Genomic DNA, 22721 nt, shown 5'->3' with positions numbered 1-22721 from the left:
GTGGTGGGCCGGATCACGGCGGTCGGGCTACGCTGGCCGACGTGGAACCCGTCTACAGAACGATCATCGGCATCGCCCGCGTGGTGTTCGCCGCCGAGGGATTGAAGTTCACCGTCAAGGGTGACGAGCACATCCCGGCCACGGGTGGGGCGGTCATCGCCGTCAACCACACGGGGTACATGGACTTCACCTACGCCGGTTTGCCCGTGCGCACCGTGAAGCGCTACATCCGGTTCATGGCGAAGAAGGAGGTCTTCGACAACAAGATCTCCGGTCCGATCATGCGCGCGCTCAAGCACATCCCGGTCGACCGCGCAGCGGGCGCCGAGTCCTACCGGGCGGCCGTCGACGACCTGCGCGGCGGGGAACTGGTCGGCGTGTACCCGGAGGCGACGATCAGCCGCAGCTTCGAGCTCAAGGAGTTCAAGTCCGGCGCCGCGCGGATGGCCATCGAGGCCGGGGTGCCGATCATCCCGGTGGTGATCTGGGGCGCTCAGCGGGTCTGGACCAAGGGTTATCCGAAGCGCTTGGGGCGCACCAACACTCCGATCTCCATCGCCGTCGGCGAGCCGATCCAGCCGTTCGAACCGGCTGGCGAGCTCACCGCGAAACTGCACGCGACGATGGAGTCGATGCTGCACGGGCTGCAGCAGGACTACGAGCACCCGGCCGGCGCCTACTGGGTCCCCGCGCGCCTCGGTGGCGGAGCCCCCACGCTCGAGGAGGCCAACCGGATGGACGCCGAAGAGGCAGAGGCGAAGGCGGCACGTCGGGCACAGCAGTGAGGCGCCGGCTGCTGCGCATCGCGGGCGCGGTCGTCGCCGTCCCGGTCGTCGTCCTGCTGGGCTCGATGGCCTGGGTTGCCGTCGCATCGGCGGGGCACGTGTACGACCCGGAGGACGCCCCGGAGGCCCCGGTGGTGATCGTGCTCGGCGCCAAGGTCAAGGATGGCAAGCCGATGTCCTTCCTCGCCGGTCGACTGGATGTCGGCGCGCAGATGGTGCGCGAGGGCAAGGCCCGCGCGGTGCTGGTCTCCGGCGACGCCAACGGCACGTCCGGCGACGAGGTCGCCGCGATGACCGACTACCTGGTGGCCAAGGGCATCGATCGGACGCTGATCGTCGGTGACGGCTACGGCCTGGACACCTACGACACCTGTGCCCGCGCGGCGACCACCTTCGGCGTGCGCAAGGCGCTGATCGTCAGCCAGGGAAATCACGTCGCCAGGGCGGTGGCGCTGTGCCGCGACGCAGGCATCGATGCCGACGGCGTCAAGGGCGACTGCGACTGCCGCTTCATCACCGTGGCCAGGAACACCGCCCGCGAGTGGCTGGCCAGCCCGAAGGCAGTCGCGGACATGCTCAGCAGCAGGGACCCGAAGGTCGTCTCGGATCCCGACGACTCGCTCGAGCGGGCGCTGGTGGGCTGACGGCGCCCGGCACCAGACGACAAGAGGCCGGCTCCCCGATGGGGGAGCCGGCCTCCGTTGTCAGGTCAGGATCCGGTCAGGTCAGGATCCGAAGATGGACCCGACCGAGCCGAGGTCGACGGACCCGGCTCCGGTGCCCGGCTCCGGGTCGGGGCCCGGGTCGACCGGTCCGCCCGCGCCGACCTGGATGGTCGCGAGGGCCCGGCCGCCCGCGTTCACCGGCACGTCGTTGGCGGGCCGGGTGCCGTCCTTCGGGGTGCAGAAGGTCGGAGCGTTCTGGTTGGAGCCGAGCGCGAACGCCCGAGCCAGGAAGGTGTCGTAGTTCTTCTCGCTGTTGTAGTTGGCGGCCTCGCCCGCGACGCGCACCTTGGGGGTGACGACGCCCTCGGCGACGGCCTTGACCGTGACCTCGACGGCGGGCAGCTGGAACTTGGTGGAACCGTCGGCGGTCGGGTTGCCGTCCATGTCGGTCTTCGTCTTCTCCACCGCGATGCCACCCGGGGTGTTCAGGCTGGACTTCGGGCCGTTGCCGACGGTCTCGTTGTCGCCGGACAGCCGCAGGATGGTGCCTGCTGCGTCGGGCTCGCCCGCATCGTTGACGCGGATGACCGAGGGCGCGACGCCGGTCAGGCCCTTGCCGGTGCCCGCCACGACCGTGGCGCCGACGAACTCGGTGTTATCCGGGAGCTCCCAGTCGATCTTGAGTCGCTGGATGTCGGTGGTGGTGGCGATGGACTCCTTGTCCGGCAGGGAGCTCACCGTCGGTTGCAGGCGGTAGCTGAACTGTTCGCCGACCCTCACGGAGCTCGGGGCGTCGATCGTCATGCCCAGCGGCTGCGACATGTGCTGGGTGAGGATCGCCCTCGCCTGGCAGGCGCCCTTGAACTCGATCGAGGCGGGCGCGGCGGATGCGGGCGACGCCATCAGCAGGCTGCCTGCGGCCACCGCCGCGGCGGCGACCACGGGGACCGCACCCCGGCGAACGTGCGTGAAGGACATGCATTGCTCCTTACTGGCTTCGGAAACAGTTAGTTATACAGAAGTAAAGAGATTCTGTGACCTGGACCATAGAGGAGAACTCGTTCGCATAGGCATCGAATCGTTGAAACCGCGATCAGTCCAGCGTGGTGAGGGGTCACGGCACCGAGGGCCCCCTACGGATGGAACGCGTTGCACCCGCTCGACGTCGACTTGTCGCCGCGACCGCCGCGGTCCGCTGCGTCGGGGTCGTCGAGTCGTTCCGGCATGATGGGTTCGATGCAGGACAACCGACACACCAAGCCCCTGCTGATCGCCAGCGACGTCGACGGCACCCTGATCGACGACGACGAGAAGGTCAGCGCCCGGACCAGGGCCGCCGTCCAGGCGGCGGTGGCCGACGGGACGCCCTTCGTGCTGTCCACCGGGCGCCCGCCGCGATGGATCGCCCCGGTGGTCGACGAGCTCGGGTTCGCGCCGCTGGCCGTCTGCGCGAACGGCGCTGTGGTCTACGACAGCAACGCCGACCGGGTGCTGAGCGCCGTCACGCTGTCCACCGACGAGCTGGGCTGGCTGGCAGACCTGGCGATGAGCGCGCTGCCCGGCTGTGGCCTCGCCGCGGAACGGGTGGGGGCCAGCGCCCACGACGCTGCCACCCCGCAGTTCGTCAGCTCGCCGGGATACGAGCACGCCTGGCTGAACCCGGACAACACCGAGATGTCAGGGGACGAGGTGCTGGCACACCCCGCGGTGAAGCTGCTGATCCGGCTGCCCGGCACCAGCAGCGCCGCGATGGCGGCCACGCTCGCCCCGCTGATCGGCGCCCGCGCGGACCTGACGTATTCGACCGACAAAGGTCTGATCGAGGTATCCGCCCCCGGGATCACCAAGGCGTCCGGGCTCACGGTGGTCGCCGAGCAGCTCGGCATCCCGGTGTCCGGCATCGTCGCGTTCGGTGACATGCCCAACGACGTGCCCATGCTCACCCTGGCCCGGCACGGGGTCGCCATGGAGAACGCGCACCTCGACGCGATCACCGCTGCCGACGAGGTGACCACGTCGAATTCGGCGGACGGCGTGGCACGGGTCCTCGAGCGCTGGTGGGGCTAGCCGTAGGCACCCACCTTCGTGCTACTCGCCGCCTCCGGTAGCCCTGCCGGAGGCGGCGAGGTGGCATCACTGGACGGCGGTTCCCTCGAGCTCGACCATCTGGCCGGGGATCGCCAGCCGTGTCACCCCGAGCATCGTGGTGGCCGGTGCCACCCCGGAAGCACCCAACCGCGACGCCAGCACGCCATAGTGCTGGAAGAGCAGATCGACGTCGGTGGTGTAGACGTTGAGCCGGACGAGGTTCGAGAGGGACATGCCTGCCTCTCCGAGCACGGCCTCCAGATTGTCGAGGCTCAGCGCCAACTGCTTCTCCATGTCACCGTCATGCTTGGGCTTGCCGTCCGCGCTCATCGCGGTCTGCCCGGAGCAGTACAGGGTCCGGGTGTGCCCGGAGACGAGCTCACCCTGGTTGAATCCCATCTCCACCGACCACGTCACCGGGTTGACTGCCGTTCGTTCCACTGCCACATCAGTCTCCATTCACTTCGTCGAAGTACGCACGTCCATCGGCCCGCTGGCCGCTGTCTGGGACGCCGTCGTAGCAAGCCTCCCAACGAATCACGACACCTAGTGTCGTGATTCAGTAGGGTTTTCGGATGCGTGCCGACCGGTTGGTGTCCCTGGTGCTGCTGCTGCGCCAGCGCGGTCGGCTGACCGCGGCCGAGCTTGCCGACGAACTGGAGGTGTCCACCCGCACCGTGTTGCGCGACATCGAGGCGCTGTCCGTGGCCGGCGTCCCGGTCTTCGCCGAACGCGGCAGGCACGGCGGCTTCGCGTTGTTGCCCGGGTTTCGGACCGAGCTCACCGGGCTGAACCACGACGAGGCGCTTGCCCTGCTCGTCGCCGGCTCGCGGCGCGGCTCGCAGGCATTCGGCCTCGGCTCGGCGCTTGCCGCGGCGATGCTCAAAGTGGTTGACGCGCTTCCCGAAAACTACCGGGACACCGCAGCTGACGTGGCCGAGCGATTGCTCATCGACCCGGAGACCGATCTGCTTTCGCGTCGGCTGGACGCCGAGGAGGTGCCCGGCGCCATAGTGGCCGAGATCCGGCGCGCGGTGTTCGCCGGAAACAAGCTGCGCATCCACTACGCGGCGCTCGACCAGACCCCGCAGTGGCGCACAGTGGACCCGATCGGACTGGTCACCGTACGCGACAGGGGCTACCTGCTGGCCACGAGATCTGGCGCGGACCGCACCTACCGGCTGTCGCGGGTGGTGGCCGCCGAGGAACTCCCGGAACCGGCACAGCGACCGGACCGGGTCGATCTGGACCGCGCCTGGCAGGAACGCAGCACCCGGTTTCGGACCGGCGGCGACCAGGTCACCGTGCTGGTACGGGTGAACCCGGCGCGGCGGGAGGTCCTGCTGGACACCGCGCTGGCCGTCCGCACCGAGGAACCCGACGCACACGGCTGGTTGCGGTTGGAGGTGACCTTCCAAGATCCACGACACGCCGAATGGGCGCTGTGGCAGCTCGCTACCGACGCGGAAGCCCTTGCCCCGCAGTGGTTGCGCGACTCCCTGCGCAACCGTGCCGCCGAGATCGCCACCTGCTATGGGGAAAGTCGGCCATGCTGACGCGCTGAGGGCGACTGACCCCAAGGCGATCTCACTCGAGGTAGCGCAGCACGGCGAGCACCCGCCGGTGGTGGCCGTCCGACGGCGGCAGGTCCAGCTTGGTGAAGATGTTGCCGATGTGTTTCTCGACGGCGCGCTCGGTCACGTGCAACGAGGCGGCAAGGGCGGCGTTGGACAGTCCCTGCGCCATCAGCCCGAGCACCTCCCGCTCGCGTGGGGTGAGGGCGTCGAGGGCCTTGGCCTTGCGGCTCGAGCCGATCAACTGGGTCACCACCTCCGGATCGAGGGCGGTCCCGCCCGCCGCCACCCGCTGCAGGGCATCGACGAACTCGCCGACATCCGCGACCCGGTCCTTGAGCAGATAGCCGACACCTGCGGCCTGGCCGGCGAGAAGCTCAGCGGCATAGCGTGTCTCAACCCACTGGGAGAAAACCAGCACCCCGACATCGGGGAACCTGCGGCGCAGGGCCACCGCCTCGACCAGGCCCTCGTCGGTGAAGGTGGGTGGCATCCGGATGTCGACGACCGCGACATCCGGGAGGTGCTCGGCGACGGCAGCCCCCAGCGAGGTCGCGTCGCCGATGATGGCCACGACCTCGTGTCCACGTTCGATCAGCAACTGCGCCAGTCCATCTCGGAGGATGGCGTTGTCCTCTGCGATCACGATCCGCATCAGTGTGTCCCGTCGACCGGCAACGAAAGGGTCACCACCGTCGGACCCCCGACCGGGCTGTCCACGTGCAGTGATCCGTCCACGGTACCGGCCCGGGCCGCGAGCCCGGCGAGCCCGCTGCCGGCACCGATGACCGCCCCGCCGATGCCGTTGTCCCGCACCGACACCGACAGTCCATCGCCATCGGACATCGCGGACACCCAGACCCGGGTCGCCCCGGAATGCCGGGCGACGTTGGTGAGCAGCTCGGCGACGGAGAAGTAGGCGATCGTCTCGGTGCCGGGAGTCGGCCGCGGATCCACCGACACCGCGAGGTCGACCGGCACGACGCTACGGGCGGCCAGCGTCTGCAGCGCGGGCCCCAGGCCGAGGTCGAGGGCGGGTGGGTGGATGCCCCGCACCACTTCACGTAGCTCGGTCAGCGCCTCCTTGGCGGCGGAATGCGCACTGTGCACCAGCTCCGAGGGGTCCTCGCCCGCCGCGATCCGGTCCTCCGCGCGACCGAGGGTCATCGCCATCGCCACGAGGCGGGCCTGGGTGCCGTCGTGCAGGTCGCGCTCCACCCGGCGCAGCCTCGTGGCCGAGTCCTCGACCGCCTCGGTGCGGGTGCGCTCGAGTTCCTCGACGCGAACATCGCGAGCCGCGGGCCCGAGAAGCGCCCGGATCAGCATCCGGTCCAGCGCGGCGAGCGCGCGGATCGGCCAGGGCGCCAGGAAGAGGCCGACGATGCCTGCCGTCGACAGCACCAGCATCTGCGCCCAGGTGTCGAGGTACACATCGCCGAACTGGAGGAGCGAACGCCGGGCGACGCCGTTCTCGTCGTAGTTCGTCGGCTCGATCAGCCACCACAGCAGCGGCGAGACCGCCAAGCCCATCGAGACGACCACGAAGAGCAGGGCGCCCCACACGGCTGCGATCGCGAGCACGGTCTTGATCAGCATGAACGCGATCGCGCGCCATCCCGTTCGGTCGATGAGCCCGGACCAGATGAACCCGAGTGCACCCGGCCGAGGGGAGAACGGTGGCGGATCCTCCACCGGCGAGCGGAGCATCGACGCGGAGAGGGTGCGGTAGGCGTGGCCGAAACCCCTGGCCCCCACGATCATCGCCGCCAGTAGGGGGATGCCGATCAGGGTGATCACGAGGACGCCCCCGAACATGGCGCCAAGGAAGAGATACGTGATGCCGGCAAGTGCCAGCACGGCGGTCACCGCCAGGTATCCGCCCTCGCGCCAGGTCTGCGCCGCGATCGGGGCGCGGAGGAACTCGAGGAGCGCCGGTGCACGGGGAGTGGTCGTCGTCATGGGAACCATGTTTCCCGATGCCCGGCGCGCGTTCGAGGGTGTTGCCAGGCGATCCGGGGGTGTGGCCAGCCACACCCCCGGCACAAGGCGCAGGAACGGAATCGGCCCCGCATCGGGAAAACCGATGCGGGGCCGATGTTCTCGTTCCTGTGCCCGTGGCTCAGCCGGCGGGCGCGGGTGCCGGTTCGGCAGCCGCGGGCGGTGCGGGAGGTGCCACCGGCGCGGGTGCCGCCTCGGCGACGGGTGCGGCGGCGGGTGTCGCGGCCGCGCCCTCCTCATAGGCCTTCGCGTAGGTGTCGTTGTAGGTCTTGAGGATCGTGGTGACGATGCCGGTGAGCTCGTTGAAGATCAGCGAGCCACCCTCGAAGTCGGTGCGCTTGCCGTCCGGCACCGGGTATTCATCGCTGGTCGGCAGTCCGAGCGAGCCGGAGTCGAGGCCGGCGGTCTGCCAGGTCTCGAAGATCTTGCCGAGCACCGTCCACACCCCACCGTTCGGGGAGGTGGCGATGGCGCCGTTGGTGAACTTCACGACCTTGTTGCCGCCCTTGACCGGGATCTCGCCGGACAGCGAGTTACCGAGACGTCCGGTGTCGCCACCCTCCGCGATCCACTTCTGGGCGATCGGGGACGGGTCGGTCAGCCGGAGCAGCTCGCCGACCAGCGCGCCGATGGCGCCCGCCGTCGAACCGGCGCCGTCCGGCACCACCGAGGTGTCGGTCTGCCCTGGCGTCGCGTTCTCGGTGGGCGGGTTGTTCGGTGCCGCGGCGAGCACGCCGGACGACGAACTGCCGCCCAGGTTGGCCGCCGCGATGTCGCGGATCTGGCCGAGCTTGGCGTAGCCGGCGTCGCCCGGGCAGCTGGTGTTGCCCACGTCGCGGTGCGCGAAGATGATCGGCAGGTCAACGGCCTCGCCCTGGGCGTACGGCGTGAACTCGGTGCCCTCGGAGTACATCGTGGTGCGGCCCTTGGGATCCAGGCCCGCCTTGGCGAGTCGCCAGCCGAGGAACTTGCCGACCGCGTTGACGGTCTCCTGCGGCGGGGTCACCGTGGAGAAGTCGCCCATCATCGCGATGCCCATGGTGTTCTCGTTGAACCCGCCCGCGTGTGCGCCCTGGACGTTGCGATCCAGACCGCCCGAGCGGCCCTCGAAGATCTGGCCGTACTTGTCGACCAGCACGTTGTAGCCGACATCGCACCAGCCGAGGGTGGAGGCGTGGTACGCGTAGATCGCGCGGACGATCTCGACCGACTCCGACTTGGAGTAGTCGTTGCTACCCGCGGTGTGGTGCACCGTCGCACCGCCGAGGGAGTCGTCGTACACCGGCTCCTGGCAGCGGATGGACTCGTCGGCCCCCCACTGCGCGCGGGTGATCACCTTGGGGCCTGAAGTACTGCCAAGGGGAGTCGCGATGTCGCCGAGGGTGCTGTCCGATGCCGAGGTGCCGGGCTCGATGAGCACGGCCGTGACCGCCTCGGCGAGCTGCTGCACGGAGTTCGCCTGCTGTGCGGCGGCGGGCTGCGGTGCGGGCGCCTGCTGCGGTGCCTCCGGCTGCGGTGCGGGTTCCTGGCCGCGCAGCGGGCTCGACAGCGCGGCGGGCGCGAAGCCCATCGGCAGCTGCGCGGGATCGGCAGGGGCGAGCTGGTTCGGCAGCGCCGGCGCCGGAGCTGCGGGAGCCTCGGCTGTTCCCGACGCGGGCAGCGCCGCCGCGGCCTGCTCGACCTTGGTGACCAGCACCTGGACGGCCTTGGTGGCGCCGACGAACACCGGCTCGGTGCCCGTCTTGCCGCCCGTGGTCTTGTCGTCCTTGCGGGAGTCGATCTTTTCGGTGGCGAACCAGGGGCCCCACGAGCCGTCGGCCAGCTGGGCGCGGACCTTGGCGGCGGTGGCGCCGAGTTCCGAGGTCAGCGCGATCATGCTGAACGGGGTGTCGCGGGTGATCTCCTTGACCGCGGTACCGAACTGCTCCTCGGGGCTCGCGGGGGGAGCCGGTGCGGGCTCGGGTGCCGGCGCCGGTGCTGGTGCTGGTGCGGGAGCCGGTGCGCCGCCTGCGATGTCGCCGGGCGCGGTCAGCTGCGGGATCTGGATCGACGGCGGAAGCGAGATCCCGGGGGGCAGCGGCAGGTTCTGCGGCAGCGGGATCTCGGTGGGGAGGTTGGCCGGGATCGGGATCTTCTTCAGATCGGAGAGGTGGAGGTCGGGCAGGTCGAGTCCGGTGATGTCCTTGAGCGGGATCACGATGTCGGGGACCTGCGCGAGGACCACCTCGGCGATCTGCGTCGGGACGGCCGACGGCGCGGAGGTGGTGGTGGTACGGACGCCGGTGGCGCTGGTGACGCCCCAGACCGCGAGCGGGCTCGCGATCGCCAAGGCGGCAACCGTGCCAAGAACGATTGACGGCTTTGGTCGGCGGTAAGGCAAAAGGGACTCCCTCAGTTGTGGTTCGCGGGTGTCGGTGTCAGCAACTGGTGGTACAGGTGTGACGGTTGTTGCCATCGCTAGTCACTCTTGCCACACTAGTCACAAACTTTCCAACGCTCAACCTTAACTTGAGGCTTTCGAGATCGGCACGTACGCGCCACCGCGCGTCATCCCGTATGTCGCGCGCTGACGATCAACTCCGTCGATGAGGAGATCAGGGTATGGCGAGGACCCGAAGGAAGAAGTTTGTCGTCGGTCGACCGATGCGGGGCGGCTGGACACCGCTCGCGATGCGGGCCGCGATCCTGGGGCTGGCGCCCGCACTCCTGGTCGGCGGCACCGTCGGCGTTGTGGTCGCGACCAGGTCCGCGGGTCCGGATGTCGCCGAGACCGTCGCGGCCGACGCCCCGTACACCCTGACCGGCTACGGCCACGGTCACGGCCGGGGGATGGGGCAGTGGGGCGCGTACGGCTACGCCAAGCAGGGCTGGACCGCCGAACGCATTCTCGGCTACTACTACGGCGGAACCACACTCGAAGCCTTGGGGGACAAGACGATCGGCGTCCGGCTCATGGGCCTGGACGGCAAGGGTCTCGATGTGTTCTCTGATTCGCCGATGGGAGTGGCGGGCCGGACCGTGGCGCCAGGGGAGGCCGCGCATCTCACCGCGGCCCCCGGCGGTGGCGCGACGGTGGTCGTCACCAGGGGCTGCGACGGCGAGGTGCTGTGGCAGGAGTCCACCGCGCACCCCTGGCTGGACCCCGTCGATCTCGGCCCGGACCGGCCGGCGAACGAACACCTGAAGCTGTGTGGTGGCGGCGCGCCGTTCCGCGGCTCGCTCGGCGTCGCGCTCGAGGGCGACGCGCCCCGGGTCGTCAACCACGTCGGCATGGAGGACTATCTGCTCGGCGTCGTGCCAGCGGAGTCGAGGGCCGAATGGGCCGACACGGGCGGCGCGGAGGCGCTGCGCGCGCAGGCCGTCGCGGCCCGGTCCTACGCGGCGGCCGAGAGCCGGTACGCCTACGCGGAGACCTGCGACACGCAGGACTGCCAGGTGTACGGCGGCTCCTCCAAGGAGAACCCGAAGACCACCGAGGCCGTCCGCTCCACCACAGGCAAGGTGCTGATGAGGGAGGGAAAGCCGGTCTCCGCGGAGTTCTCGGCGTCGACCGGCGGGTACAGCGCAGGCGGCGCGTTCGGGGCCGTCGAGGACCTCGGCGACACCGAATCGCCCAACCACAAGTGGACGCAGACCCTGACCGCGGGCGAGATCGCCACGGCGTTCGGTGTCGGCGAGCTGCATTCGATCGAGGTCACCTCGCGCAACAACCTAGGGCCCGACGGCGGGCGGGTCACCGGGCTGAAGGTGGCGGGCTCGACCGGCACCAAGGAGGTGACCGGCGACGAGGCGCGCACCAAGCTGGGGCTGAAGTCCGACTGGTTCACCATCACCGAGGGCGTCGGGCCCGCCGCGCCGCCGCCTGCCTCCGCCCTGGCGGCGCCCGGCGTAGACAACGCCGACCCGACAGGGGCGGTGGAGCCGACCGACATCGAGCGCAAGTACGCGGAGCTCGGGGGACATCTGGGCGTGCTCGGGGCCCCGGTCGGGCCGGAGTTGGCCATGCCCGACGAGGCGGGACGGTTCCGGATGTACACGCACGGGGCCATCGTCTGGACCAAGATCACCGGCGCGCAGGTGCTCGATGCCAGCGTCCTGACGGCCAAGCTGCCCGGATTGGGGAGCTGACCTGCGATGAGTTTCGGCTGCCTCCCGGGTCACAACATGTGAGAGTGGAAACCACGACCCGGGAGGCAAACGATGCAGATCTACCCCTCACTCTGGTTCGACGATCAGGCCGAGGAGGCCGCGAACTACTACGTGTCGATCTTCAAGAACTCGAAGATCCTGACGATCGCCCGGTACCCGGCGGGAGCGCCAGGCCCGGAGGGCAGCGTGATGACCGTGGACTTTGAGCTGAACGGGCACCGCATCAACGCGATCAACGGCGGCCCGCAGTTCACCTTCACCGAGGCGGTCTCCCTGCTCGTCGACTGCGATTCGCAGGAGGAGGTCGACGAGTACTGGGCCAAGCTGACCGCGGACGGTGGGCAGGAGGTGCAGTGCGGCTGGCTCAAGGACAAGTACGGACTTTCCTGGCAGATCGTGCCGCCCGGATTCGACGAGATGATGGTCGCCGGCGATCCCGTGAAGTCGCAGCGGGCCATGCAGGCGATGATGCAGATGAAGAAGCTCGACGTGAACGAGCTTCGACGCGCGTACGACGGGGAGTAGCAGCCGTCCCCCCCCCCGCGCCCTCTGCTTCAGGCAACGCCTCCCGAGGCGCCGCTGATCGGGTAGTCCACGTAGCCGCCTGCGGTGCCCGAGTAATAGGTGTCGGTGTCGCCCGTGGCCAGCTCGTGGTCCAGCGCGAACCGGCTGACGAGGTCGGGGTTGGCGATGAAGTGCGTGGCGAACGACACGGCGTCGGCGATACCCGCGTCCACGAGGGCGTTCCCGGATTCGCGATCGAACCCGTTGTTCGCGATGAGTGGGCCGTCGAACTGCCGTCGGTAGCGGGCGATCGCGTCGAAGTCGGGCGTGGCGCCGGGCGCGGTGGGGTTTCGTCCGCGCAGGTGGAGGTACGCCACGGGGTGGTCGGCGAGGGCGGCCACCAGCTCGTCGTAGTCGGCGAGTGCCTGATCGTCGGCGACGAAACGATCGCCCGCTGTCCAGTACGGCGACAGGCGGACCCCGACGCATCGTCCGTTCCACGGCTCCGCGACCGCATCGAGGATCTCGAGCAGCAGGCGCCGCCGCCTGGCGCTGTCGCCGCCATAGGGATCGGAGCGCCGGTTGAGGCGTGGGTTGAGGAATTGCGGGACCAGCGTCGAGCCGATGGCATGGACCTCGACCCCGTCGAACCCGGCGCGCCGGGCATTCTCCGAGGCTCGGTGGTAGTCCGCGATGGTGTTCTCGATGTCCACCACGGTCATCGCGCGCGGCGTGACAGTGTTCTTGAATCCGTCATGGGTGAAGGACAACTCGTGCGGGTTGATCGCCGATGGGCCGGCGGGCAGCTCGCCGCGCAGGTGGTCGGGGTGCGAGGCGGCACCGTTGTGCCAGAGTTGCACCAGGATTCGACCGCCGACGGCGTGCACGACGTCGGTGACCCGACGCCACGCCGTGACCTGCTCCTCGCTGTAGATGCCGGGCACGTTGACGAACCCGATCGCCTGCTCGCTGACCCAGGTCCCCTCGGTGATGATCAATCCCGCGCTCGCTCGCTGGGCGTAGTAGGCGGCATGCATCTCCGTCGGCGCCAGCCCGTCGTTGGCCGCGCGAGCCCGGGTGGTCGGGGCCATGACGATGCGATTGGGGAGCTGGAAGTCTCGGAAGTCCGCTCGCCGCAGCAGTGGCTGCTCGAGCGCGGTCGTGTGGGTCCTGGTCATGTTCTCTCCTCATCGTCGGGCCCGGTGGTGCCGGGGTCGGTCGGATCGCCTCGGCTGCGTTGTGCCTCAATGACGTAGACGGAGCACGGCGCGGAAAGGTGACCGATGGGTGATCAGGACGAGCTCGCACAGCGATTCGAATCGGAGCGCAGCCACCTGCGGGCGGTCGCCTACCGGATGCTCGGCTCGCTGAGCGAGGCCGACGACGCGGTCCAGGAGGCGTGGCTGCGCCTGAGCCGTGCGGACGTCAGCGAGGTGGAGGATCTGGCCGCCTGGCTGCGGACCGTCGTGGCGCGCCTGTGCCTGGACATGCTGCGCAGCCGAAAGTCCCGACGGGAGGACCCGGCAGGGCAGCAGGTCCCCGACCGCTTCGTAGCGGACGTCACCGGAAGTGATCCGGAAAACGAAGCGCTGCTGGCTGATTCGGTCGGACGCGCGCTGCTTGTCGTGCTGGACAGGCTGGTTCCCGTCGAGCGAATCGTGTTCGTGCTCCATGACATGTTCGCGGTGCCGTTCAGTGAGATCGCCCCGATAGTGGGGCGGACCCCCGTCGCCACCAAGAAGGTCGCCAGCCGCGCGCGCCTGAGAGTGCAAGGTGTGGAATCGATTTCACGCGCCGACCTGGGCGTCCATCGACACATCGTGGAGGCATTCCTCGCCGCGTCGCGCAGCGGCGACCTGAACGCGCTGCTGGCGGTGTTGGCGCCCGACGTCGTGCGGACGGCCGACCCGGCCGCCCTGCCTGCCGGTGCGGCGACCGTGGCCCGCGGTGCGCGCGCGGTGGTGGAGGGCGTCATGGCGTTCGGCAGGCGGGCGCGGTTCGCCGAGGCGGCCCTCGTCGACGGTGCCGTTGGGGTGATCGTGGCCCCACGCGGGCGGTTGCTCCTCGCTCTCACCTTCGCGATCGAGGACGACCGGATCGCGGAGTACGAGGTGATCGCCGACCCGGTGCGTCTGAGTGAGCTGGATCTGGCCGTCCTCGCCAAGTGATTGACAAAGTTGCTCATCTGTCTCACTCTCGACACATGACAACGACTATGTCCGGCCAGGCCGCCTACGTTCCGCCCTCGGCAGAGTCCTGGCGTGACCCCTGGGGCATGTACGCGGCGCTGCGCGAGCACGACCCGGTCCACCACGTGGTGCCCGAGGGGTCGCCCGCCGACGACTACTGGGTGCTGACCCGGCACGCCGACGTGTACGCGGCCGCCCGCGACCACGAGACGTTCTCCTCCGCGGACGGCCTGACCACGAGCTACGGCGAGCTCGAGAAGATCGGGCTCAAGGACAACCCGCCCCTGGTGATGCTGGATCCGCCGGTGCACACCGACTTCCGCCGCCTGGTCGCCCGCGGGTTCACGCCGCGTCAGGTCGAGGCCGTGGAGCCTGCGGTCCGCGAGTTCGTGGTCGAGCGCATCGAGGGGTTGCGCTCGGCGGGCGGCGGCGACATCGTCACCGAGCTGTTCAAGCCGCTGCCGAGCATGGTGGTGGCGCACTACCTGGGCGTTCCCGAGGAGGATCGCGGGCAGTTCGACGGCTGGACCGAGGCGATCGTCGCCGCCAACGCCAACGGCGACCCGCTCGAGGCGGCGACCGCGGTCGGTGACCTGATGGGCTACTTCGGCGGGCTGATCGAACGGCGTAAGGCCGACGTCGCCGCGGGCAGGGAAGCCGACGACACCATCTCGCACCTCGTGGCCGCCGGCATCGCCGCCGACGGTGACTTCGCGGGCGTGCTGTCCATCCTCGGCTTCGCGTTCACGATGGTCACCGGCGGCAACGACACCACCACCGGCATGCTCGGCGGCTCCTCGGCGCTGCTCACCCAGCACCGCGACCAGCGCGCCCTGCTGCTGGAGGATCCGTCCCGCATCCCCGACGCCGTCGACGAGCTGCTCCGCCTCACCTCGCCGGTCCAGGGCCTGGCCCGCACGACCACCCGAGACGTCACGATCGAGGGCGTCACCATCCCCGCGGGCCGCAAGACGCTGCTGGTCTACGGATCCGCCAACCGCGACCCCAGGGCCTACGGCGCGAACTCCGAGGAACTCGACGTGCTGCGGGCGCCCCGCCAGATCATGACCTTCAGTCACGGCAGCCACCACTGCCTCGGCGCCGCGGCCGCGCGCATGCAGGCCCGCGTCGCGCTCGAGGAACTGCTGGCCCGCTGCCCCGACTTCGAGGTGGACGTCGACGGCATCGAGTACGCGGCCGGTAACTACGTCCGGCGGCCGACGCACGTACCGTTCCGGCCATGAGTTCCGGAACCTGGCTGCGCGACGAACGCACCGATCTCGCGGCGGAGCGCATCCTCGACGCGGCCGCGGAGCTGTTCGTCGAGCGTGGCGTCGCGACGACCGGCATGGCCGAGGTCGCCAAGGCCGCCGGGTGCTCGCGCGCGACCCTCTATCGCTACTTCGAGAACCGCCGCGCGCTGCACCTGGCGTTCGTGCACCGGGAGGCGCGGCGGCTCGGCGAGCGGGTGACCGGTCTGGTGGCCGGCATCGAGGATCCGCGCGAGCGGATCACCGCGGCCATCCTCGCCTCGGTGCACGAGGTGCGCGCGACACCGACGCTGGCCGCCTGGTTCGGGCTCGGCGACGCGGGCATCGCCTCCGAGCTGGCAGGCACCTCGCAGGTGATCGAGGTGCTCGGCTCGAGCTTCCTCGCCGACGTGTGGGGCAGCGACGACCGTGAGATCTCCAGCCGGGCACGGTGGTTGGTGCGGGTCATCGTCTCGCTACTCACCGTCCCTGGCGCCGACGATGCCGACGAGCGGGCGATGATCGAGCAGTTCGTGATCCCCGTGCTGATGTCGGGAGCGGATCGGGTCTGAGGACCTCGATCCGCACGGCGACGGGCTCAGATATGGACGGTGTCCACGATCTGCCCGATGCCGTAAGTGACGAGCATCGCGAGCGCGCCGCCCAGCACCACCCGCAGCACGGCCTTCCCGCGTGGTGACCCGCCGAGCCGGGCGCTGACGCTGCCGGTCAGCGCGAGCGCGACCAGCACCGCGACGAACGTGATCGGCACGCGCGAGGTGGCGGGCGGGACCAGGATCGCGATCAGCGGCAGCAGGGCGCCGAGGGTGAAGGAGATGGCCGAGGAGGCCGCCGCCTGCCACGGATTGGTCAGCTCGTCGGGGTCGATGCCCAGCTCGGCGTCGGCGTGCGCGGCGAACGCGTCGTGCGCCGTCAGTTCCTCCGCCACGGTGCGGGCGGTCGCGGGGGTCAGGCCCTTGGCCTCGTACAGGGACGCGAGCTCGTCGAGTTCGGCGTCGGGCAGCTCGGCGAGTTCCCGGCGTTCCTTGGCCAGCAGCGACCGCTCGGTATCGCGCTGGGTGCTGACCGAGACGTACTCGCCAAGGGCCATGGACACTGCCCCGGCCGCCAGCCCGGCGATGCCCGCGGTGAGGATCGGGCCGCGCGCGGTGCTCGCCGCTGCGACGCCAACGACCAGACCGGCGGTGGAGACGATGCCGTCGTTGGCGCCGAGTACGCCCGCCCGCAGCCAGTTCAGCTTCGCGGAGAGCCCCTGGACGTGCGGCTCCGCCGGATGCGAGCCCGGGAGTTGATCCGGATCGGTGCTCATACGCGGAACGCTATCGGCATCAAGATGGCTCGGCCAGCAATGCAAGGCTCGCCGAAGTCGCGCCGCCGTACCCTCTGCACGTGAGCATCGAACCGGAACCCTGGCCGGATGCCGGGGCCGTCCACGCCGATCTGCTGGCGGCGAAGACGCGGGTGTTCGACCCGTGTCGGTTCGCCTGCTCGGCTCCCGTGCCCGAGCCGGAGAGTGCGGCCTACGGGGCCCACGAGTTCACGGTCGACGGCCGCCCGATCCGATTCCGGGTCGCCAAGACGACACCGAAGAAGGTCGGCCAGTTCGTCACCCTCTGGAAGCGGTCCGCGCAGGGCCCCATCGCGCCCTTCGACGTCGACGATCTGGTCGAGTTGTTCATCGTCAGCGCCCGCGACGGCGATCGCCTCGGGCAGTTCGTCTTCCCGAGGCGGGTCCTCGCCGATCGCGGTGTGCTGTCGCGCGACGGGGCGGGTGGGAAGCGGGCGATCCGTGTGTACCCGCCGTGGGCCGCGCCGACCAGCCGCCAGGCCCGCGGCACGCAGGCGTGGCAGCTGGACCATTTCCTGCCGATCGCCGATGCGGCCGCCCTCGACACCGCCCGCGCCCTGGCGCTCTACCGGGCCTAGGTATGTCACTCCCGCCGCGCCCTTGACATTGACGCAGCGTCAACCTTCACCATGGTTTCCATGAGCGATTGGTCGATCCAGGACCTGGCCAAGGCGGCTGGGACCACGAGCCGCACCCTGCGGCATTACGGCGAACTCGGGCTGCTCGAGCCGAGTCGCATCGGGGCGAACGGATACCGCTACTACGACCAGGACGCACTCGTCCGGTTGCAGCGGATCCTGCTGCTCCGCGAACTCGGCCTCGGACTCCCCGCGATCGCGGGGGTGCTCGAGGGCCAGCGGGATACCGCCACGGCGCTGCGCACGCACCTGGACCTGCTTGAACAGGAACGGGACCGGGTGCAACGGCAGATCGAGTCGGTACGGACGACCTTGCTCAAAACGGAGAGAGGAGAGCCACTGATGGCACAGGAAGCATTCGACGGCTTCGACCACACCCAATACAAGGACGAGGTCATCGAGAGGTGGGGCAAGAAGGCCTACGAGAGCAGCGATCGCTGGTGGCGCGGTCAGACCGACGCCCAGCGCCGGGATTGGAAGGCACTGGTGGCGCAGCTCAACGCGGACTGGGCCGACGCCGTGGAGTCGGGCGAGGCGTTCGACGGTGAGCGGGCGCAGGACCTGGCCCGTCGCCACGTCGAGTGGCTCGGCGGCATCCCCGGCACGCCGGGATGCGGCGCGGCTCCGAACAAGGAGTACATCCTGGGCCTTGGCGAGATGTACGTCGCGGACGAGCGCTTCGCCGCCAACTACGGCGGAACGCTCGGCGCGGCCTTCGTCCGGGACGCGTTGGCGGTGTACGCCCTGCGCAACCTGTAGGCGACAGCGCAACCTGTACCGATAAGGCGTGAACTCCGGCTGCAGACGGAGTTCACCCCGGCGCGGTGGCCACCGGATCGCCTGTGACGTACCACCCGGCAGCCACGGGTTGCCCGGGACCTCCACGCCAGGTCCGATACCCTGGTTGCCCGTGACCTCTGTAACCCCAGGCCCCGCCACCTCTGGCCAGTACGACCTGATCATCGTCGGTTCGGGTTTCTTCGGACTGACCATCGCCGAGCGCGCGGCGACCGAGCTGGGTAAGCGGGTCCTCGTGCTGGACCGTCGGCACCATCTCGGCGGCAACGCCTACTCGGCGGCCGAGCCGGAGACCGGCATCGAGGTGCACATGTACGGCGCGCACCTGTTCCACACCTCGAACAAGCGGGTCTGGGACTACGTCACCCAGTTCACCGAGTTCACCGGCTACCAGCACCGCGTCTTCGCGATGCACAACGGCCAGGCCTACCAGTTCCCGATGGGCCTGGGTCTGGTGTCCCAGTTCTTCGGGAAGTACTTCACGCCGGACGAGGCCCGGGCACTGATCGCGGAGCAGGCCTCGGAGTTCGACAGCAAGGACGCGAAGAACTTCGAGGAGAAGGCGATCTCGCTGATCGGCCGGCCGCTGTACGAGGCGTTCATGAAGGCCTACACCGCCAAGCAGTGGCAGACCGACCCGAAGAACCTGCCCGCGGGCAACATCACCCGGCTGCCGGTCCGCTACACCTTCGACAACCGCTACTTCAACGACACCTACGAGGGCCTGCCGGTCGACGGCTACACCGCGTGGCTCGAGAACATGGCCAAGGACGAGAAGATCGAGGTCCGGCTGAACACCGACTGGTTCGACGTGCGGGACGAGCTGCGGGCCGCGAGCCCCGACGCCCCCGTCGTGTACACCGGCCCGCTGGATCGCTACTTCGACTACTCCGAGGGCGAGCTGGGCTGGCGCACTCTCGATTTCGAGACCGAGGTGCTGCCTACCGGTGACTTCCAGGGCACCCCGGTGATGAACTACAACGACGCGGACGTGCCGTTCACCCGCATCCACGAGTTCCGGCACTTCCACCCCGAGCGCGAGTACCCGTCGGACAAGACGGTCATCATGCGCGAGTTCTCCCGCTTCGCGGAGAGCGAGGACGAGCCGTACTACCCGATCAACACCCCCGAGGACCGCGAGAAGCTCGAGGCCTACCGGACGCGGGCCAAGTCGGAGACCGCGCAGAACAAGGTGCTGTTCGGCGGGCGCCTCGGTACCTACCAGTACCTGGACATGCACATGGCCATCGCGAGCGCGCTCAGCATGTTCGACAACACCCTCCGGCCGCACCTCGAGACCGGTGCGCCCCTCGGCAACGGGAGCGGCGAATGAGCCCCCGGCACCTGATGGAGCAGGACACCCTCTTCAGCGAGGACGTCGAACCGCTCGGCAAGGCGTTGCTGCAGCGGGTCATCCTGCCCCGGCCGGGCGAGCCCCTCGACGTGCGCACCCTCTACCTGGAGGAGGCGACCACCAACGCCAGGCGCGCGCACGCGACCTCGCGGACCTCGCTGTCGATCGGCGCCGAGTCCGAGGCCTCGTTCTGCACCTACTTCAACGCCTTCCCGGCCAGCTACTGGCGCCGCTGGTCGATCCTGACCTCCGTCGTGCTGCGCCTGGAGCTGTCCGGTCACGGGCGGGTCGACGTGTACCGCTCGAAGGCCGACGGCTCCCGAATCCACGTGGAGGGCAGGGAGTTCCAGGACGGCGACGTCGCGGTGGAGTTCGAGGTGGAGCTGGCTCCGTTCGAGGACGGCGGCTGGATCTGGTTCGACATCACCTCCGACACCGAGGTGGTGCTCGAGAGCGCAGGCTGGTACGCCCCGATGGAGGCGCCCGGCGCAGGCCGCGTCGCGGTCGGCATCCCGACCTTCAACCGGCCGACGGACTGTGTCAAGGCGCTGGCCGCGCTCGGCTCGGACCCGCTGGTGCTCGGCGCGATCGACGCCGTGATCATCCCGGACCAGGGCACCCGCAAGGTGCGCGACGAACCCGGCTTCACCGAGGCCGCCGCGGTGCTCGGCGACCGGCTCGCAATCCACGATCAGGCGAACCTCGGCGGATCCGGCGGCTACAGCCGCGTCATGTACGAGGCGCTGAAGACCACCGACTGCGAACACATCCTGTTCATGGACGACGACATCGAGATCGAGCCGGACTCGATCCTGCGCGCGCTGGCGCTGTCCCGGTTCGCCAAGACCCCGACCCTGGTCGGCGGGCAGATGCTGAACCTGCAGGAGCGCAGCCACCTGCACACCATGGGCGAGGCGATCAACCGCGGCATCTTCATGTGGTCGGCCGCCCCGAACGTCGAGTACGACCACGACTTCTCTCAGTACCCGCTCAACGACCGGGAGAACTCGAAGCTGCTGCACCGCCGCATCGACGTCGACTTCAACGGCTGGTGGATGTGCATGATCCCGCGCCAGGTCGCGGAGGAGATCGGCCAGCCGCTGCCGCTGTTCATCAAGTGGGACGACGTCGAGTACGGCCTGCGGGCCCGCGAGGCCGGCTACCCGACGGTGACCATGCCCGGCGCGGCCATCTGGCACATGGCCTGGTCCGACAAGGACGACGCCATCGACTGGCAGGCGTACTTCCACCTGCGCAACCGCCTGGTGGTCGCGGCGCTGCACATGCCGGGTAACGGCAGGGGCCTGGTCGTCAACACGGTCAAGGCCACCCTCAAGCACCTGCTCTGCCTCGAGTACTCCACCGTCGCGATCCAGAACAAGGCCATCGCCGACTTCCTGCAGGGTCCCGAGCACATCTTCGAGCTGCTGCCCACCGCGCTCGGTGAGGTCCGGGCGATGCGCGAGGACTTCCCGGACGCCGTCGTGCTGCCGTCGTCCACGTCACTGCCGCTGCCCTCGGGGGCCGAGGTCGGCGCGGTCGGTGAGCCGGGTAACCCGCTCGCGAAGCTCGTCCGCCTCGGCAAGGGCCTGGTGCACAACGTCCGGCCCGCGCACGAGCAGCACCACGAGCGCCCGCAGCTCAACGTGCCGACCCTCGACGCGCGCTGGTTCCTGCTCTCCCAGGTGGACGGCGTCACCGTCACCACCGCGGACGGCCGCGGCGTCGTCTACCGCAAGCGGGACCCGCGTCAGGCCTGGGGCCTGCTGAAGGAGGCCATGCGGCTGCGCCGCGAGCTGGCCACCCGGTTCCCCGAGCTCAAGCGCGTCTACGCCGACGCGGTTCCTTCGTTGACCAGCAAGGAGAGGTGGGAGAGTGTCTTTCATTACCCGGCGTAGGCCAGAGGGTGCCCTGCTCGACGGCACCGTGACAACCGAGTCCGCCGCCGAGGTGAAGATCCTGGGCACCATCCAGTCCACCATCGGTGCACAGCCGGGCGTGATCGCAGCGGCCCGCGGCATGTCGCACTTCGGTGAGCACGCTCTCGGCTGGGTCGCGATCGCGGGCGTGGGAGCCGCGTTCGACAAGCCCCGCCGCCGTCAGTGGGCGGGCGTCGCGGTCGGCGCGGTCGGCGCGCACGCCGCCTCCATCGTCATCAAGCGGGTGGTCCGGCGTCCCCGGCCGAACGACCCGAGCGTGGCCGTCAACGTGTCGACGCCGAGCAAGCTCAGCTTCCCGTCGTCGCACGCCACGTCCACCACGGCCGCCGCGGTGCTACTCGGCCGGCTGACCGGGCTACCCTTGCCCGCGGTGCTGGTGCCCCCGATGCTGCTCTCGCGGCTCGTGCTCGGGGTCCACTACCCGACCGATGTGCTTGCCGGATCCGCCTTGGGCGCAGCCTCGGCCGCAGTGGTGCTGCGTGCCGAACGGAAGTTTGGAGAGAAATGAGCGAGCACCCGACCGAGGTCTCCGGTCCGCCGAAGTCGCTGCCTGCCGGGATCGTGAAGGCACTGCGCCCGCGTCAGTGGGTGAAGAACGTCCTGGTGTTGGCCGCGCCGCTCGCCGCAGGTTCGGTGAACCAGGTCGAGGTGCTGCTGCCGGTGGCGCTGGCGTTCGTCGTGTTCTGCATGGCCGCGTCCGGCATCTACCTGGTCAATGACGCGATGGACGTCGAGGCCGACCGGGCGCACCCGACCAAGCGCTTCCGTCCGATCGCCGCCGGCGTGCTGCCGGTCCGCCTCGCCTACGCGATGGCCGTGGTGCTGCTGGCCGGAGCCATCGGCCTGTCCTTCTTCGCGAACTGGCAGCTCGCGGTCGTGATGGCGGTGTACATCGGCATCCAGCTCGCCTACTGCTTCGGCCTCAAGCACCAGGCCGTCCTCGACATCTGCATCGTCTCGTCCGGCTTCCTGCTGCGGGCAATCGCCGGTGGCGTCGCCGCCGAGATCCCGCTGTCGCAGTGGTTCCTGCTGATCATGGCGTTCGGTTCGCTGTTCATGGCGGCGGGCAAGCGCTACGCGGAGCTGCAGCTCGCCGAGCGCACCGGGGCGAAGATCCGCAAGTCGCTCGAGTACTACACCGGCACCTACCTGCGGTTCGTCTGGACGCTCTCGGCGACCGCGGTGGTGATCTGCTACGGACTGTGGGCCTTCGAGCGGGACCAGGTCAACAACACCAACTGGTTCGCGATCTCGATGGTCCCGTTCACGATCGCGATCCTGCGGTACGCGGTCGATGTCGACGGTGGCGAGGCGGGGGAGCCGGAAGAGATCGCGCTCGGCGATCGGGTGCTCCAATTCCTCGCGATTGCTTGGATTGGAGCGGTGGGTGTCGCTGTCTATATCGTCTGACCGGCCCCAC

At 69.5% G+C, this 22721-nt stretch carries 22 protein-coding genes; 15 read left to right on the top strand and 7 right to left on the bottom strand.

From position 1 onward, the window contains the following. The first annotated feature begins 41 nt into the window (after positions 1–41). Together FCG67_RS23990 and FCG67_RS23985 are read left to right on the top strand one after the other, a co-directional pair. A complete protein-coding gene (locus FCG67_RS23990; RefSeq protein ID WP_136912072.1) occupies positions 42–785 on the top strand; it encodes a lysophospholipid acyltransferase family protein in 744 nt (247 codons plus the stop codon). Beyond that, positions 782–1429 (top strand): SanA/YdcF family protein, encoded by a 648-nt coding sequence (locus FCG67_RS23985; RefSeq protein ID WP_425467883.1) that lies wholly within the window; start codon positions 782–784, stop codon positions 1427–1429. The genes FCG67_RS23990 and FCG67_RS23985 overlap by 4 nt, the downstream gene beginning before the upstream one ends. A gap of 81 nt (positions 1430–1510) precedes the next feature. Here FCG67_RS23985 and FCG67_RS23980 read toward each other — a convergent pair whose 3' ends face one another. Further along, positions 1511–2428: an Ig-like domain repeat protein gene (locus FCG67_RS23980; RefSeq protein WP_136912071.1), complete on the bottom strand. Its 918-nt coding sequence runs from the start codon at positions 2426–2428 to the stop codon at positions 1511–1513. A gap of 258 nt (positions 2429–2686) precedes the next feature. On the opposite strand from FCG67_RS23980, the gene FCG67_RS23975 reads away from it, so the two are divergent. Further along, positions 2687–3517 (top strand): HAD family hydrolase, encoded by an 831-nt coding sequence (locus FCG67_RS23975; protein ID WP_136912070.1) that lies wholly within the window; start codon positions 2687–2689, stop codon positions 3515–3517. A gap of 66 nt (positions 3518–3583) precedes the next feature. Here FCG67_RS23975 and FCG67_RS23970 read toward each other — a convergent pair whose 3' ends face one another. Next, positions 3584–3979, bottom strand: coding sequence for a RidA family protein (locus FCG67_RS23970; protein WP_136912096.1), 396 nt, complete (start codon positions 3977–3979; stop codon positions 3584–3586). A gap of 134 nt (positions 3980–4113) precedes the next feature. Here FCG67_RS23970 and FCG67_RS23965 point away from each other — a divergent pair, with 134 nt between their 5' ends. Further along, complete coding sequence (locus FCG67_RS23965) at positions 4114–5094, top strand: helix-turn-helix transcriptional regulator (RefSeq protein WP_136912069.1); 981 nt, start codon at positions 4114–4116, stop codon at positions 5092–5094. Between the two features lie 31 nt (positions 5095–5125). Here the strand turns inward: FCG67_RS23965 and FCG67_RS23960 are convergent, their stop codons facing one another. From FCG67_RS23960 to FCG67_RS23950, 3 genes are all read right to left on the bottom strand, one after another. Next, positions 5126–5767 (bottom strand): LuxR C-terminal-related transcriptional regulator, encoded by a 642-nt coding sequence (locus tag FCG67_RS23960; RefSeq protein WP_136912068.1) that lies wholly within the window; start codon positions 5765–5767, stop codon positions 5126–5128. Next, positions 5767–7071, bottom strand: coding sequence for a sensor histidine kinase (locus FCG67_RS23955; RefSeq protein WP_169310606.1), 1305 nt, complete (start codon positions 7069–7071; stop codon positions 5767–5769). Before FCG67_RS23955 ends, FCG67_RS23960 begins: the two co-directional genes overlap by 1 nt. 160 nt (positions 7072–7231) lie before the next feature. Beyond that, positions 7232–9490, bottom strand: coding sequence for an N-acetylmuramoyl-L-alanine amidase (locus FCG67_RS23950; RefSeq protein ID WP_136912066.1), 2259 nt, complete (start codon positions 9488–9490; stop codon positions 7232–7234). Positions 9491–9711: 221 nt separating this feature from the next. Between FCG67_RS23950 and FCG67_RS23945 the strand changes: the two genes are divergently transcribed. Next, positions 9712–11238 (top strand): SpoIID/LytB domain-containing protein, encoded by a 1527-nt coding sequence (locus FCG67_RS23945; RefSeq protein ID WP_246045255.1) that lies wholly within the window; start codon positions 9712–9714, stop codon positions 11236–11238. 72 nt (positions 11239–11310) lie between these two features. Beyond that, positions 11311–11784, top strand: a complete 474-nt coding sequence (locus tag FCG67_RS23940) for a VOC family protein (RefSeq protein WP_136912065.1) — start codon at positions 11311–11313, stop codon at positions 11782–11784. Positions 11785–11813: 29 nt separating this feature from the next. On the opposite strand, the gene FCG67_RS23935 is transcribed toward FCG67_RS23940, so the two are convergent. Further along, positions 11814–12941 (bottom strand): alkene reductase, encoded by a 1128-nt coding sequence (locus FCG67_RS23935; RefSeq protein WP_136912064.1) that lies wholly within the window; start codon positions 12939–12941, stop codon positions 11814–11816. 105 nt (positions 12942–13046) lie between these two features. On the opposite strand from FCG67_RS23935, the gene FCG67_RS23930 reads away from it, so the two are divergent. Genes FCG67_RS23930 through FCG67_RS23920 form a run of 3 tightly spaced genes read left to right on the top strand, consistent with a single transcriptional unit; the run spans position 13047 to position 15774 of the window. Continuing rightward, the gene (locus FCG67_RS23930; protein ID WP_136912063.1) at positions 13047–13931 is read left to right on the top strand and encodes a sigma-70 family RNA polymerase sigma factor; all 885 of its coding nucleotides are present in this window, start codon (positions 13047–13049) and stop codon (positions 13929–13931) included. A gap of 35 nt (positions 13932–13966) precedes the next feature. Next, positions 13967–15196 (top strand): cytochrome P450, encoded by a 1230-nt coding sequence (locus tag FCG67_RS23925; RefSeq protein ID WP_136912062.1) that lies wholly within the window; start codon positions 13967–13969, stop codon positions 15194–15196. Then, complete coding sequence (locus FCG67_RS23920; RefSeq protein ID WP_136912061.1) at positions 15193–15774, top strand: TetR/AcrR family transcriptional regulator; 582 nt, start codon at positions 15193–15195, stop codon at positions 15772–15774. Before FCG67_RS23925 ends, FCG67_RS23920 begins: the two co-directional genes overlap by 4 nt. A gap of 26 nt (positions 15775–15800) precedes the next feature. Here the strand turns inward: FCG67_RS23920 and FCG67_RS23915 are convergent, their stop codons facing one another. After that, positions 15801–16532 carry a VIT1/CCC1 transporter family protein gene (locus FCG67_RS23915; RefSeq protein WP_136912060.1) on the bottom strand — a complete coding sequence of 244 codons (732 nt, stop codon included), beginning with the start codon at positions 16530–16532 and terminating at the stop codon, positions 15801–15803. An 80-nt stretch (positions 16533–16612) separates the two neighbouring features. On the opposite strand from FCG67_RS23915, the gene FCG67_RS23910 reads away from it, so the two are divergent. The 6 genes from FCG67_RS23910 (at position 16613) to FCG67_RS23885 (ending at position 22711) form a co-directional block, all read left to right on the top strand. Then, the gene (locus FCG67_RS23910) at positions 16613–17149 is read left to right on the top strand and encodes a MepB family protein (RefSeq protein WP_246045254.1); all 537 of its coding nucleotides are present in this window, start codon (positions 16613–16615) and stop codon (positions 17147–17149) included. Between the two features lie 60 nt (positions 17150–17209). Beyond that, positions 17210–17968, top strand: coding sequence for a MerR family transcriptional regulator (locus FCG67_RS23905; protein WP_136912059.1), 759 nt, complete (start codon positions 17210–17212; stop codon positions 17966–17968). A gap of 151 nt (positions 17969–18119) precedes the next feature. Beyond that, positions 18120–19340, top strand: a complete 1221-nt coding sequence (gene glf, locus FCG67_RS23900) for a UDP-galactopyranose mutase (RefSeq protein ID WP_136912058.1) — start codon at positions 18120–18122, stop codon at positions 19338–19340. After that, entirely contained in the window at positions 19337–21259 is a 1923-nt protein-coding gene (locus FCG67_RS23895) for a glycosyltransferase (RefSeq protein ID WP_136912057.1), read from the top strand. Before glf ends, FCG67_RS23895 begins: the two co-directional genes overlap by 4 nt. Before the next feature lie 28 nt (positions 21260–21287). Then, on the top strand, positions 21288–21809 hold the full coding sequence (locus FCG67_RS23890) for a phosphatase PAP2 family protein (RefSeq protein WP_246045260.1): 522 nt from the start codon (positions 21288–21290) through the stop codon (positions 21807–21809). Further along, positions 21806–22711 carry a decaprenyl-phosphate phosphoribosyltransferase gene (locus tag FCG67_RS23885; protein WP_136912056.1) on the top strand — a complete coding sequence of 302 codons (906 nt, stop codon included), beginning with the start codon at positions 21806–21808 and terminating at the stop codon, positions 22709–22711. The genes FCG67_RS23890 and FCG67_RS23885 overlap by 4 nt, the downstream gene beginning before the upstream one ends. Positions 22712–22721 lie beyond the last annotated feature (10 nt).

Origin of the sequence: Rhodococcus oryzae, from assembly GCF_005049235.1 — a bacterium.
In the GTDB taxonomy this organism is placed as follows: Bacteria; Actinomycetota; Actinomycetes; order Mycobacteriales; family Mycobacteriaceae; genus Rhodococcus_G; species Rhodococcus_G oryzae.
The sequence above is the reverse complement of the archived record's forward strand: the minus strand, read 5'-3'. Positions and strand labels throughout refer to the sequence as shown.